This is a genomic window from Pseudoalteromonas sp. H103 (assembly GCF_001469205.1).
Taxonomy (GTDB): Bacteria; Pseudomonadota; Gammaproteobacteria; order Enterobacterales; family Alteromonadaceae; genus Pseudoalteromonas; species Pseudoalteromonas carrageenovora.
Genome location: NZ_LOFG01000012.1, coordinates 64,558 through 79,426, shown reverse-complemented (window position 1 = coordinate 79,426; position 14,869 = coordinate 64,558). Strand labels below are relative to the sequence as shown.

General features: G+C 37.0%; 8 protein-coding genes. 6 read left to right on the top strand and 2 right to left on the bottom strand.

Annotated features, from left to right (window positions below):
- Positions 1-44: 44 nt before the first annotated feature.
- Positions 45-1,223: a DUF547 domain-containing protein gene (locus ATS74_RS07680; RefSeq protein ID WP_058548327.1), complete on the bottom strand. Its 1,179-nt coding sequence runs from the start codon at positions 1,221-1,223 to the stop codon at positions 45-47.
- A gap of 382 nt (positions 1,224-1,605) precedes the next feature.
- Here ATS74_RS07680 and ATS74_RS07675 point away from each other — a divergent pair, with 382 nt between their 5' ends.
- The 4 genes from ATS74_RS07675 (at position 1,606) to ATS74_RS07660 (ending at position 8,873) form a co-directional block, all read left to right on the top strand.
- Positions 1,606-4,260: a TonB-dependent receptor gene (locus ATS74_RS07675; RefSeq protein ID WP_058548326.1), complete on the top strand. Its 2,655-nt coding sequence runs from the start codon at positions 1,606-1,608 to the stop codon at positions 4,258-4,260.
- Between the two features lie 316 nt (positions 4,261-4,576).
- Complete coding sequence (locus ATS74_RS07670; protein ID WP_058548325.1) at positions 4,577-6,517, top strand: alpha/beta hydrolase family protein; 1,941 nt, start codon at positions 4,577-4,579, stop codon at positions 6,515-6,517.
- Between the two features lie 181 nt (positions 6,518-6,698).
- Positions 6,699-7,001 carry an H-NS histone family protein gene (locus ATS74_RS07665; protein WP_058548324.1) on the top strand — a complete coding sequence of 101 codons (303 nt, stop codon included), beginning with the start codon at positions 6,699-6,701 and terminating at the stop codon, positions 6,999-7,001.
- A 120-nt stretch (positions 7,002-7,121) separates the two neighbouring features.
- On the top strand, positions 7,122-8,873 hold the full coding sequence (locus ATS74_RS07660; RefSeq protein ID WP_058548323.1) for a DEAD/DEAH box helicase: 1,752 nt from the start codon (positions 7,122-7,124) through the stop codon (positions 8,871-8,873).
- 20 nt (positions 8,874-8,893) lie between these two features.
- On the opposite strand, the gene ATS74_RS07655 is transcribed toward ATS74_RS07660, so the two are convergent.
- Complete coding sequence (locus ATS74_RS07655; RefSeq protein WP_058548719.1) at positions 8,894-9,229, bottom strand: ribonuclease E inhibitor RraB; 336 nt, start codon at positions 9,227-9,229, stop codon at positions 8,894-8,896.
- A gap of 213 nt (positions 9,230-9,442) precedes the next feature.
- Between ATS74_RS07655 and ATS74_RS07650 the strand changes: the two genes are divergently transcribed.
- On the top strand, positions 9,443-11,170 hold the full coding sequence (locus ATS74_RS07650; protein WP_058548322.1) for an autotransporter assembly complex protein TamA: 1,728 nt from the start codon (positions 9,443-9,445) through the stop codon (positions 11,168-11,170).
- Complete coding sequence (gene tamB, locus ATS74_RS07645; protein ID WP_058548321.1) at positions 11,170-14,859, top strand: autotransporter assembly complex protein TamB; 3,690 nt, start codon at positions 11,170-11,172, stop codon at positions 14,857-14,859. The genes ATS74_RS07650 and tamB overlap by 1 nt, the downstream gene beginning before the upstream one ends.
- The last annotated feature ends 10 nt before the right edge of the window (positions 14,860-14,869 follow it).

The window sequence follows — 14,869 nt, the reverse complement described above, 5'->3', positions numbered from 1 at the left end:
CCTGTTTATTTTTATATTAACAGGATGTAAAATAAATTTGAATTTTAATTTTCGCTTTTATCAGTCGATAAGTCTTTAATATTGACTGTACCCGAATTACTTTCAGTTTTTAGTTTTAATGCTTTTAATTTTTCAATTTGATCAGCAGAAAACCGACCAAAATCCATAGTTTTATTGGTGATTGAGTCAGAAATAAAGTTGAGGTTTACAGCTCCAACACCAGAGCCACTTCCATCGGCGCCCTTTGGATAAGTAGAGTTACTTACTACCGCATTAAGCATAGCTGCGTTATTAGTTGCTGAAGAGCCGCCGATAACTCTCTCAGTTCCAAATATATCTGTAATGCTCCAATCTTCAATTTTAAACCTAATCGACTTAGCATTTTTTACGTCGTATCGCATACCTGTATCTACATATTTTTCTAGGTGGTAATGCAGATCAGTCTCGAAATTTTTAAATAAAGGTTTTGTTTGTTCGTAATATCTAGAAACGTAAAGTCTATTTTTTTTCCCAATGTATAAACCTCTATTAGAATTCACAAATTCGTCACCATTATCTTCAAGCTGATGAAATACCTTATTGCCATAGTAAGCTTCTGCTCTTAAGTTAGGACTGCCAATATTACCCTGGTAAAAGCCATACATAACAATAGGTTTATTAGTGAATTTTTTAAAAACTATTTTTTGAATATCATTTAGAGACAATGCATGCCCTGAGACGGATAAAAACTTTTCTTCTAAAATGCTATTTTTACCAAAGAGTAACTTTTCAGTGTCTCTAACAGGGTAGTGTTTGAGTAGTTGTTCAACTACTGCGGTGTTGTAGAGGTTTAACCAATAAGCTAGCTGTTCATTTAGTGATAAGTTATTCAAAGCTATCTCATTGGGTAAGCTTTCAAGGCTTACACGTATTTTATTAAATCCTTCACTTATTTCAGACTTACTAACTTCTTCAAAGAAAAACCGATTAGCTTCGTTCTTTGTATTTTTCTTTTTTGACGAACGCATTTTTGTGCCAATTAACGCTTGTGATTTAGACGCTTTTTTTCTATCCGAACGGCCAGTATCTACAACTGTTAACTTTAAAAGTTGGTCTAAATCATCATATGAAATAGTGATGTCATTATTAATACTAAAGTCAGAGAACTCTTTCGCTAAGCTCTCATCTTTAGCAGTTGCTAAGTTACTTAAAACCAAGCATGTAAGCAAAATCCACTTGTACATAACTACTCTCCTTAGGTTTTTTAAAATACAATCTTAAACAAAAAACATTCAGTAAACAAATTGCACACCTAAAATAAACAAATTTAAATAATATATTCACAAGTTTTATTTTAGTCGCGATTTTTCGTTTGTTGATCGCGGACTTTTTTTCTTGGCTAAGATTGTCCTTAAATTGAGTTTGTTGCTCTTTATGCAATAGTGATTAAATAGGGATGTGTTAATTATATGTTTATGTAAGTAATTGTAAACAAACGGTTTTTTTGGTTATTGTTTTGTTGACCTTGTGCTTGAAATGATATTAATATGCGCCAAGCAGTTAATTAAAAGTATTCGCTGCATACATATAAAAATAAAATTATTCGAGTATTCCAGGGAGAATCGTATGTTAAATAACAAAGTTTCAAAGGCTGTTCGCTTAGCGATTGCATTTGGCGCAGCATCTACAGTTGCATTTTCAGCAAATACAATTGCAGCAGAAGAAGGCGCAGAGAAAGTAGAGCGCATTCAAGTAACAGGTTCACGTATTAAGCAAGTTGATTTAGAGAACAGTTCTCCAGTTACTGTAATTACTGCGGCCGACATCAACCTTTCAGGTGAACCATCTGTAGGTGATGTATTAAATAACTTATCTTCAAACTCATTTGGCTCTTGGACGGGTGTATCTGGTTACGGTGCAGGTTCTTCTGCAACTTCAAGTATTAACCTTCGTGGTTTAGGTTCTGACGCAACACTTGTATTATTAGATGGTCGTCGTATGCCTGGCACAAGTACTTCTTCAGGTGCTTCTGCTGATACATCTCTTATCCCTATGGCTATCGTTGAACGTATTGAAATTTTACGTGATGGCGCATCTGCAGTATATGGTTCTGCAGCGGTTGCTGGTGTAATTAACATCATCACTAAAAAAGATTTTGATGGTTTAAATCTTAAATATGAATTCAACCAACCAAGCGTTGACGGCGGTGATAGCAGTACTTTCTCTGTATCGTCAGGTTTTACTGCTGAAAAAGGTAATATTGTTTTCACTTTCGAACACTCTGAAAGCGATGCTATTTATGATAGAGATATTTGGGCACTTGATGACGAAACATACGGTGCATACAGCTCTTACAGCCCAGTATCTAACTACTTAGATAGTACTGGCTACCATGCAAATTCAGATTTATGTGATGCAGAACCTAATACTGTAAACACTATCGATGCTGATGGTAATGGCCGTTGTACATATAGCTACGGTGAAGTGACTAAGTTTTACCCAGATACGAACAAAAACTCATTTTTAACTAATTTTACATATGAGTTATCAGACGACATTCGTTTTATTGGTCGCGCTATGGCGAGCTTCAACGAAACTGATGCACGTTATGCTGGTACTCCAGTATCTACTACACCTATCTATATGAGCGAAGATAACCAATACAATCCTTCTGATGAAGAAGTACGTATTTTCACTCGTGCAGTACCAATCGGTAACCGTGATACAACAACTGAAGTAACAACAACTGATATTTTAGTTGGCCTTGAAGGCTTTACAGATATTGGCAATGGCCTTGATTGGGAAATTAACTTTCAAAATAGCGTATCAAAAACTAACTCATTTGGTAAAAACTTAGTAAATGATGTTGCTTTCCAAGCTGCTATTGATAGCGGTGAATACGATGTATTTAATGTTTCAGGCATGAGTTACGATGACTGGAGTACAAGCATGACTGAGCTTTACCAAGAAGCAAATCATACAGGTACGTACGAAGGTCGTTACGAAAGTAAACAAATCGATGGTTTAGTTTCAACTACATTATTAGACGATGGTGAATTTATTGTCGCGGGTGTTGTTGGTGCTGAGTTTGAACAAATCGACTTCACTCAAATTAGTGATCCAGAGTCTGCAAACGGATTTATTTCTGGTGGTTCTGGTGGTGATGATGTGTATGCAGATCGTGACCGTACAGCTGCTTACTTTGAAGTACAAGCTTCTTTCCCGCACGATGTTGATTTAACTGTTGCTGGTCGATATGAAAAATATGACCAAAGTGGTACTACTAACCTTGGTGAGAAAAGCACTACGTTTGATAAGTTTGTACCTAAAGTTGGTTTAACTTGGCGTCCAACAGATACTTTATTACTTCGTGGTTCTTGGGGTGAGTCATTCCGTGCACCAAACATGGGTGAGATGTTCCAATCTTACGCACTAAGTTTCCCAACTGTTCGTGATACAGCATGGTGTACAGCTAACCCAAATCAAGAACTTGATGGTTACTGTGCTGATGCCGGTGAGCAAGTGGCAACATGGTTTGGTGGTAACACTGAGCTACAGGCTGAAGAAGGCGACTCTACTACATTAGGTTTTGTTTGGGATGCAGTTGAAGACCTTTCAATTGAGTTAACTTACTACTCAATTAACTACGATGATAAAATTGATAGTGTAGATAATGATGAGCTTCTTCGTTTAGAGTTAGAGCAAGGTGGTTTAAATGCTACACCAAGCACTATCGAGCGTAATGCAGTTACAGGTAAAATCGATTACATGTACACTGGTTATATCAACAAGAGCTCACTGTCTACTGATGGTATAGACTTCACAGCTAGATACCGTTTTGATACAGAGTTTGGTAACTTCTCAAGTACATTAAACGTATCACGCGTTTTATCATTTGAAGAAAAAGCTGATGCAGATGCTGAAGTATTTGATTACGCAGGTTTACAAGACTACCCTGAGTGGAAATCAGACTTAGCTGTTAATTACGCTTATGAAGATTTCTCGGCTACATGGACTATGTTCTATGTTGGTGCACAGGATTCTGGTAACGAAGAGTATGGCGTAGATTACTATGCTGATATTCCTAGCTACTTCAAACATAATGTTCAAGTAAGCTATGTTGCACCTACAAATACTAAAATTGCTTTAGGTGTAAATAACTTGTTCGATAAAACAGCTCCAAGTATTTACGATGGGTTCCGAGATTACCGTGACTCTACATGGTCGCTATATGATCAAACAGGGCGTTCATTGTACTTACGCTTAGAACAATCGTTCTAAACATTATATAACTTAGTTATTAAAATAAGCCCTGCTGGTTAGCGGGGCTTTTTTATACCAACTCTCTTAACTAGTTAGCTATTTATGTTCAAGCTGTGTCGAGAAAAACGCAGTCTATTATTTAATTTTGTCGGTTATGACTGCTGAATATTACTACTTACTATATCTATACCGCCATAAAACTAGAGTTTTTCACTCCCTAAATTAGACATAAATTAAAGCTATAAATAAATGTTATTGAATTGGAACTATATCAAAAAGTAAGTTTTACTACGTAGCTTGCAGCAGTGAGTTAAATGACTAATAAGGAAATATTATGTCAACATTATTTAAGTTAATAATAATCTCTTATTTGTGTGTTATTTCTTTTGAAATTAATGCCCAAAAACCCCAACCTACAATTGAAGATTTTTTTAAAAATCCTAAGTTCTCTAATCTACAACTTTCACCTAATGGAAAGTATTTAGCGGTACTTTCGCCAATTAACGATAGAAAAAATATTGTAATCCTTGAAACGGAGGGCTTAAAAAATGCAAAGCCAGTTACAAAATTTGATGATCAAGATATAAATAACTTTTCTTGGGCTAATGATAATGAAATCGTTTTTGACCTTGATAGTAATGGCAATGAAGCTTTTAGCCTGTACAAAATAAATGTAAATACTAAAAGGGCCAAAGTAATTGAACTAGTTGGTTCCAAAGTCGGCTCATCAGGTATTCGCTCTGCAAGCATAGTACATATGTTACCTAACGACCCAGATCACATTATTATCCAATACAATGGCAGGAATATTAAAGCGCCAGATTTATATAAATTGCCATTAAATAGTAAATGGGATCGTAAGCATGAAAGAAATTACAAAATGGATATCATTGCTAAGAACCCCGGTGGTTATCAAGGTTGGCTCTTAGATCACGACGGCGATGTCAGAGGGGCGCTCTCAATTGATGGACTAAGAGGTAAATTTTATTATAAAAATAAAGATGAAGAAAAGTTCCGAGTTTTACGAGAGTATAATATTGAAGATGAAAATATTACTCCATTAGCATTTGATTTTGATAATAAAACACTTTTTGTCTCTTCAAATATAGGTAGAGATACGTCTGCTTTATACTACTTTCATCCAGAGAAAAATGAATTGGGTGAATTAATTTTTGGCATGCCAGAGGTGGATGTTTCAAATTTAATGCTATCGATAAAACGTAAAAAGTTGTTAGGAGTGAAATACTTAGACGAGTATCCTGAGGTAGTTTATTTCGATACTGAAACAGCACAAATGATGGCCTCTCTTGAGAGCGCTTTCAAAGATAAAGTGGTCAATGTTACCAGCAGGTCGAAAGATGAAGTGCTTAATATTGTCTATGTAGGAAGCGACACTGATCCAGGCCATTATTATTTATATGATAAGGCAAAAAACACGCTTAAATCATTAGTTTCGCCAATGGACTGGCTTGATAAAAGTCAGTTATCCCCAATGAAACCTATTAAGTTTAATAGCCGTGACGGTTTAACGATTAGAGGCTATCTTACAATACCCAAAGATAGCAACGGTAAAAGTTTGCCTTTAATTGTAAACCCTCATGGCGGCCCTTACGGTATTCGAAACACTTGGGGCTTTAATCCTGAAACACAATTTTTTGCGAGTCGAGGTTATGCAACAGTACAAGTAAACTTTCGTGGCTCTGGTGGTTATGGCCGTAGATTTCAGCAAGCAGGATACGGCGGTAAGTGGGGATCCGAAATGCAAAATGACTTAACAGATGCTGTTAAATATTTAGTAAGTGAAGGGGTTGTAGACCCAAAAAGAGTATGTATTTATGGTTCTAGTTACGGTGGCTATGCAACTATGGCCGGACTTACTTATACACCTGAGATATATAAGTGCGGTATCAATTATGTGGGCATAACCGATGTAAGTTTACTTTTTGATTCACTTCCTAAACATTGGGAACCTCAAAGAGAGTTATTAAAAAAGCAAATAGGTGATCCTGATGATGAAGCGCTAATGAAAAAAATATCACCGCTTTACCATGTTGATAAAATAGTGGCGCCTTTGATGATTGTACAAGGAGCTAAGGATCCTCGGGTTGTTAAAAAGCATGCTACAGATCTAAGAGATGCTTTAGAAGATCGTGGAATCGTGCTTACTGATGATGAGTGGATTATGAAAGATGATGAAGGGCATGGATTCCAAAAAGAGGAAAATAAAATAGAGCTTTATACAAAAATAGAAAAGTTTTTGAATAAGCACTTATAGACTTGGCAGGCTATATTTTACTCTTAATTAAAGTATAGCCTTTTAATTATGCTTATACTTAATATAAAAGCATTGTTTTATATTAAGTATTCCACTTTTTAGTTTGTGGTAAAAAGCAGTTTATATGTTTATACTTGCCTTGAAACTTAAAGGTTAATACCAACAAGCAAGAGAGATATAAATGAAAGAAGTCCGATCTTTTATTAAAACAGCATCATTAACAGAGCTCGAAAAAGCACAACAAATAATTAGTGATGCAATTGCAAAATATACTGAGCAGCTACAAGCTAAACAGGAAGTGTTGGATCTTTTAAAAGAAAAAGGACTTACGTTAGAAGATTTACAAGACACATCAGCAGATAAGCGTACTAAAGTTAAAGCTAAATATCGTATAGAAGTTGATGGTGAAGTTATTGAATGGACTGGCCGTGGCCGACGTCCAAAAGCGTTTGAAGGTGTTGATTTACAAAAGCACTTAGCCTAAAAATATAAAAGAGAAGCCTAGCTTCTCTTTTTATTTTCCTGCCAATAATTCAAAAATAAAGCTGAAAAATTTCAGCCATTATTTGCTAAAATATCCTCATTCAAATCCAATTGTTTTCCTATGAGCTATAAATTAAGACCTTATCAGCAAGAAGCAGTAGAGCGTACTGTTTTACACTTTAGAGTAACAAACGATCCTGCGGTAATTGTATTACCTACTGGTGCTGGTAAAAGCCTCGTCATAGCTGAACTCGCTCGTATTGCAAAGCAAAAGATTTTGGTACTGGCTCACGTTAAAGAACTTGTAGAGCAGAACTCACAAAAATATAAAAGTTTTGGTTTAGAGGCTAGTATATTTTCAGCAGGTTTAAAAGAAAAATCATTAAACCATCAAGTAACCTTTGCTAGTGTGCAGTCTTTATCGCGTAATTTAAATAAACTAAATGAGCATTATTCTTTACTTATTATAGATGAATGCCACCGAGTCAATGGTGATAAAAAAAGCCAATACGGTAAAGTTATAAACGCTCTAAAAGAGTATAACCCTCATTTAAAAGTATTGGGTTTAACGGCTACACCTTATAGATTAGGAATGGGGTGGATATATCACCATCATTACCATGGTTTTGTTAAAGGCACGAAAGAAAGCCCATTTAAAAGTTGTATATTTGAGTTACCGCTGAGGTATATGATTAAACATAATTACTTAACGCCGCCAAATGAAGTTGACGCAGCAATTAGTCATTATGATTTTTCGTCTTTAGAGTCTAATGCATTTGGGCAATATACGACTGACGATATGAATGCGCTTTTAAAAAATAGTGAACGTGCTACGCAAGCTATATTGAAGCAAGTAATAAAATATAGTGAAGAGCGTGAAGGTGTTATGGTCTTTGCGGCTACGGTAATGCACGCCCAAGAGATTTTAAGCTATTTACCTGCAGCACAAAGTGCACTAATAACAGGCGATACCCCTAATACTGAACGCGATAAAATTATAAAACAGTTCAAAGCAAAGCAGCTCAAATACTTGGTTAATATATCGGTGTTAACGACTGGGTTTGATGCACCTCATGTCGATTTTATTGCTATTTTAAGGCCTACAGAATCAGTTAGTTTATATCAGCAAATTGTGGGGCGAGGACTCAGGTTATCTGAATCAAAAACGGATTGCTTAGTAATAGATTATGCCGGAAATGGTTTTAATTTATTTCATCCTGAAGTGGGCGATAAAAAAGGTGATAGTGATAACGAGCCTGTACAAGTGCTTTGCCCAGGCTGTGGCTTTGCTAATATTTTTTGGGGAAAAACCGATGCTGATGGCAAAGTAGTTGAGCATTTTGGCAGGCGCTGCCAAGGCCTTCTAGAAGATGATGAAGGTAACAAGCAGCAATGCGATTATCGATTTAGGTTTAAAGAGTGTGAGCAATGCGGCGCTCAAAACGATATTGCAGCACGAAAATGCCATGATTGTGGTGCCGTTATGGCCGACCCTGACGACAAGCTACGTAACGCTCTTAATTTAAAAGACGCGTTAGTACTGCGCTGTAGTGGGTTATCAGTGGTTCAACTTAAAGACGATTTAATTAAGTTAACGTACTTTGATGAAGATGGCGCAAGCTGCGATGAAGTTTATAACCTTGCCAGTAAAGGTGGGCAGTTTGTATTTAATAAGCAATTTGGTAAGCGAGTAGGGCAAGGACAAACACCTATAAATTTTAAAAATGCAGAGCAGGTAATCAAAGCGCAGTATGATTTAGTGCCACCCGATTTTGTTATTGCACGCAAAAGTAAAAAGTATGGGTGGAAAGTGGCTGATAAACTGTTTGACTACAAGGGAAGCTTTAGAAAGGCAAATCAGTTAAGTCGTTAAACTTAACTGATTATAAAACATTAGGCGGCGTCTTCGTCCATTAATCCCCAACCATCACCGTAACCGTTATAGCTGTTAGCAATGCTTTCTAGGTATTGCTCAGCTTGTCCTAGCAATGTGTGCTCTGGCACCATTTGGACATGAGTAATTACTTCCCATACGCCAGTATCTTTGCATTTTTCAACATCAGCGTTTTGAACTAATGCATCAGAGATTATTTCTTTGGCAAACTTTTCTGCATCTGCTTGCTGCTCAAATAAAATGAAAAAATCGATTTGGTGCATTTTGCTTAAATCAACGCCAGCAGCGGCTATTTCGGCTAAAAGTAGGCCGTTATCATCATCAGGGAATTGCATTAAAAACTCATTTAAAATTAATTTTGTATTCGTAGGCACTATTGTAACCAAAATATTGTCTTAACGCGTACAAATTTTAATTAAGCTGATGCTTATTCACAGTTAAATTTACGCGCTAGATTGTCATTAAGTTAATGTGTTGCTCATTATGGCTATGCTAATATGCGCTTAATTGGTCGTTATGTATAAGATATTTAAAGTAAGGATATTTACTTGTTTATTAAGTTTTTACGTTGCATGTGTATTGTGGGAGCCTTAATCTCGGCAAACAGCTATGCAGCAGAAAAAGTCATTGAAGATTACGAAATTAAAGGAATTAGTGGCGATTTAGAAAATAATGTTGCGCTTTACCTTAAGCAATTAATTGGCGAGAAACCAACGCGTACGCTTCGTCGCTATGCACAAAAACAAGTACAAAACAGTATTAAAGCGCTTGGGTATTACAGCCCAACCGTTGAAGTTGAATACGATAAAGACGATAGCGAGTTAATTGTTAAAGTTGAGCGTGGGCCTGCAACTCGAATAGAGGCAATTAGTATTACCTTAAACGGTGAAGGTAAAAACGATACACAGCTGCAAGCACTAATAAAAAATACTAGCTTAAAGCAGGGTGATGTTTTAAACCACGGTAGGTACGACTCTGCACATAAAAAAATAGAGTCAATGCTTTTAGAGCTTGGCTACTTTGACGCTAAATGGCCTGCAAGAAAGTTAGAAGTGTCGGTGAAAAAAAATAGTGCCGTTATTACGTTTGTGATTAATACCGGAGTACGCTATCAGTTTGGTAATATTGAAATTGCGAGTAATACCCCAGCTGAAAAATACATACGTTCTTTAGCGCCATTTACTCAAGGGCAGCCGTATAAATCAACATATATAGCCGACTATAACCTTGATTTATCAAGTACTCCTTATTTTGCAAGTGTTCGTGTTTATGCCGATATTGCCGCGCGAAAAAATAGCCAAGTACCTATCAAAGTTGATGTCCTGCCCAAACCCGCAAATAGCTATGAAGTTGGGGGGGGGTACAGCACTGATTTAGGTCCAAAAATACGTTTTAAATGGAGCAAGCCCTGGATCACTGAAGATGGCCATTACCTAGAGACGAACTTAAATGTAGCGCAAAAGCAACAAGATATTTCAATGGCTTACACCATTCCAGTTGACGATCCTAATGATGACTTGTGGCGGTTCTCTGTAGGTTACAAATTAGAAGATGAACTCACAAATGATACCTACAGCGAAATACTAACGGGCCAATTACAGCGCCAATGGCTGACCGAAAATAAGTGGGTGCGTACAGCTTTTTTACGCAGAGACCAAGAAACATATCGCATTGGTGATGAGCCTGAAGAAAGTACTGAAATGCTAATGCCTGGTATTAGTTACGCTCGCAAAAAATCAAAAGGCGGGACGACTCCTTATTGGGGAGAGCAGTGGCTAATTTCGGCTGAATTTGGCCTAGATGATGTTCTCTCAAGTACTAATTTAGTAAGAGTACAAATGCAACATGCGTGGCTACGTACCTATTTAGATAAGCATTTGGTGTTTTTAAAAGCAAATGTAGGTGCAATGCTCGTTGATGATATAGAAAACGTACCTTACTCACTGCGCTTTTACGCCGGTGGTGACCAAAGCGTTCGTGGCTTTGCATACCAATCAATTTCGCCAGAAAATGATGATGGCGACCTCATAGGTGGTAAATACTTACTAACCAGTACAATAGAGTACAACTACCAATTTGCTCAAAATTGGCGCGCGGCTTTATTTGTTGATGGCGGTACGGCTACAAATGATTTTTCAGATGATTTTGAGGTAGGTGCTGGTTTTGGTTTTCGTTATTTAACACCTGTTGGCCCTGTGCGTATAGACCATGCTTGGGGATTAACAAAAGAAAGTAAAAGTACACGCTTGAGTATTACTATAGGGCCAGAAATTTAATGTCAGTATTTAAAAAAATAACAGCCGCCGTTAGTGCTATATTAATCACGCTGCTTATTATCGTTTTTTGTTTATTATTTACCGCCCCGGGTAATCAGTTTATTGCCTACAGTGCAAATAAAGCAGTCGATGGGTTACATATTGAAATTAAAGATGGTCGCTTTATTTACAACGATGCTTTTAATGTTCGTTTTAAGAATAACGGTTTAGATTTTAATGCTCAGCAATTAAAAATAGATTTATTTTGGTGGCAGTGTGATGGTATCTGTATTGATAATTTAAGCGCTAAATCTATAAAATTAACCTTGCCAAAAACAGTTGAGGCACAAGAGGAAACACCCTCTGAGCCCCTTGAAAAAATTACCTTACCCTTTAATGTTTCAATAAAAAATATAGCGGTTAATGATTTTACATTAAACCATCCTAGTGCAGATGTGAGTGTTAATAATTTTAAACTATCAGCTAAAGCTGAAGGTTCAAAGCTCACAGTAAAAAGCTTAAATATTCCTAGTATACTTGTTGCTTTAAAAGAGCAAGAACAACCTATCAAAGCACAAACAGCTCAAAACAATAAAGCCGCACTTACACAATTACCAGCACTTCCTGATATTGAATTTACATCACCAATTGATTTAGCCATTGAAGCGTTTGATATTGCAAAAGTAACAATTGAACAGGGCGCGGCGCAGTATAATATCGAAAACATCTCGCTGCTATTAAGTGTAGAAAACGCAGTTATTAATTTGCAGTCGCTTTCAGCGACATATGAGCAGTGGCAGCTTAATACCCAATTAGATGCCGAGCTTGCAGGTAACTTGCCTGTAAAAGGCCAAGTAACTTTGCAAAGTGATTTACATCAAGCAAATTTACAGTTAAATGGTGATTTAGCTGACTTAAATTTAAATTTACAAACGAGTGGGCAATATCCGCTCACGTTAACCGCGAACGCTAATTTAAAGAAAAAAAATTACCCATTTGAACTAAGCGGAAAAATTAATCAATGGCTTATTGATGCACAAAGTAACGAACTTAAAGTTAAAAATGTAAGCCTTAACGCAAATGGTAATGCCGATGACTACCAACTCAATTTGCAGGCAAACAGCCAATTAGGTGCTTATCCGGCTGTTAATCTTAATACTCAACTAACTGGCGGTTTAACTCAAGCTGCGCTTAAAACATTAAGTATAAAAGCTAACGAAAGTAGCGCGATTATAAAAGCTAATGTTGATTGGCAAAAGGGTATTAAAGCGAGTTTTAACGGCTCTCTTTCAAACCTAAAAGCGCAGTATTTTACGGATGCTGCAACTAGCGATATTTCAGGGCAATTTAAAGGTTCATTTAATGCTGCAGAAGGCTCGTGGCAACTACAAATGGATGATACTAAGTTAAACGGATTACTAAACGAGGTACCCCTTGAATTTGCGTCAAACTTTAAGCTTGATGATGCATTAAAAGCAAATATCGATAGCCTTTATTTAAGTAGCGGCACTAATAAATTAGTACTCAGTGGGCAAGTTGATGATACCTGGAAAGTTGACGGTAAAATAACACTTCAAAGTAATGCAGAGGCAAACATGCCATTTATTGCCGACGGCAACGCCGATTTAAAAGTAAGAGGCGAGAGGTTAACACCTTCTGTCGATTTAGCGTTAATACTTGATAGCTTCATTTTTAATGAAATCAATATAAATAAACTTACGGTAAAAGGGCAGTTAGATACAGCAGCTGATTGGCAAACTGACGTATCGTTAAGTGTAGGTTCTGCGCTTGTGGCTGATGAGCAAATTAATAGTGTTAAAATTGATATTAGCGGCGATAAAACAGATCACCAACTTACAGCATCAGTAGATGCCGAACAGGGCAGTGTTGAGCTTGAAGTAAATGGCAAAATTAATAACACTACCTGGAACGGTGAGCTTAGTAATGTAACGCTCAGTGACAAAAAGCTCAGCTTTAGCAACACTAAAAATATTGCTGTTATGTTTAACTCGCAAAACGGTAATTTTGATGTGAGTGCGCACTGTTGGGCTTCTCAGCAAAGCGAGCTTTGTATAGACACGCTTGCCCAAACTAAAGAGCTAGGTCAGTTAAATGCTAAGTTAAATAATTTAGCCCTTGAAGAGCTTAAACACTTTTTGCCAGATAACATTCGCACACGCGGTGATATAACGGGTGACGTTGCCCTTAATTGGCATGCAGGCGCACTTAAAACACTACGTGCCAATATAAACTCTACAGATTTAACGGCTGTATTAACTTCAGAAGAAGACCGCTTTAAATTACCCGTAGAAACACTCAGTATTAGTGCTTTTTCAGACTCTCAAAAAGGTCAGCTCGAAGCTAATTTAGAATCAAGCGTATTAGGCAAAATTAATACACAAATTAATATTGATGACATACAAAATACGCAGGCGCTTGATGGCACTATTAATATTGATAAAATATTACTTTCAGACTTACAACCATTTCTTGAAACACTCGAGCAATTAAAAGGTGATATTAGCGGTAAGGTAGCACTTGCGGGTACGTTAAAAGACCCACTATTAAATGGTGAGCTTAACGTAAACGATATAAACCTTGAGGGTGAACAGCTTCCTATTGCGCTACAAAAATCTAATATAAATATATTGTTTGATAAAACGACTGCCACAATAGAGGGTAATTTAAAAGACAATCAAGGTGGCAAAATAAAGCTAACAGGTGATGTTGATTGGCAAGGTGAGCAACCTAAAGTAAATGTAAATGTAGCGGGCGAGCAGTTTTTTGTACGCGCACAACAAGGCGTTACATTTAAAATATCGCCAGATTTAAAAATAGGTTTAGCCAATAATGCGCTTAAATTAGCAGGTGAAGTGGTTGTACCTTATGGCCGTATAATGATTGAAGAGCTCCCCGAAGGGGCTGTGCAAGTAAGTGACGACGAAATTATTGTTGATCAACAAACAGAAGCAACTGAAAAAGTACCGTTTGATTACGACATAGACTTAAAAGTGATTGTTAAAAATGACGTAAAGGTAGAGTCGTTCGGATTAGAGTCTAAAGTGGCAGGGGATTTAGCGATTAAAATGAGCCAAGGTGCGCCGATTATTGCCACCGGCGAGCTTAATTTGATTGACGGAACTTATTTAGCGTTTGGCCAAGATTTAATAATAAGTACTGGACAAGTCGGTTTTAGTGGCTCAATTGAGCAACCGTACTTAAATATTAAAGCAATTCGTAACCCTGATAACACCGCAAATGACGTAATTGCTGGGGTGACACTAACAGGCAATGTTGAACAACCAACGCTTAAAGTGTTTTCTGAGCCTGCAATGGATCAAGCGCAAGCATTAGCGTATTTACTAAATGGTCAACCTTTAGGTGACGGGGATAGTTCCTCTAGTGATGCAATGCTCACCCAATTACTGCTTTCTCAAGGGGTTAGCCGAAGTGAAGGCGTGGTATCAAAAGTAGGTGAAACGTTTGGTCTTTCCGATGTTAGCTTAAGTTCGTCAGGTAGCGGTGATAGCACAAAAGTAGAAATATCAGGCTATGTAGCTCCAAGCTTGCAAGTTAAGTATAGCGTAGGTGTATTTGATTCATTAAGCGAAGTGGCTGTACGGTATCAATTACTCTCGCAATTATATATAGAAATAACCAGTGGATTATACCAAAATGTAGATGTGCTATATAAGTTTGACTGGGATTAAGCCTACACTT

Bases quoted from the DNA above. Each gene is read 5' to 3' on its own strand.
- ATS74_RS07680 (WP_058548327.1), bottom strand. From the start codon at position 1,223: ATGTACAAGTGGATTTTGCTTACATGCTTGGTTTTAAGTAACTTAGCA.
- ATS74_RS07675 (WP_058548326.1), top strand. From the start codon at position 1,606: ATGTTAAATAACAAAGTTTCAAAGGCTGTTCGCTTAGCGATTGCATTT.
- ATS74_RS07670 (WP_058548325.1), top strand. From the start codon at position 4,577: ATGTCAACATTATTTAAGTTAATAATAATCTCTTATTTGTGTGTTATT.
- ATS74_RS07665 (WP_058548324.1), top strand. From the start codon at position 6,699: ATGAAAGAAGTCCGATCTTTTATTAAAACAGCATCATTAACAGAGCTC.
- ATS74_RS07660 (WP_058548323.1), top strand. From the start codon at position 7,122: ATGAGCTATAAATTAAGACCTTATCAGCAAGAAGCAGTAGAGCGTACT.
- ATS74_RS07655 (WP_058548719.1), bottom strand. From the start codon at position 9,229: ATGCAATTCCCTGATGATGATAACGGCCTACTTTTAGCCGAAATAGCC.
- tamB (WP_058548321.1), top strand. From the start codon at position 11,170: ATGTCAGTATTTAAAAAAATAACAGCCGCCGTTAGTGCTATATTAATC.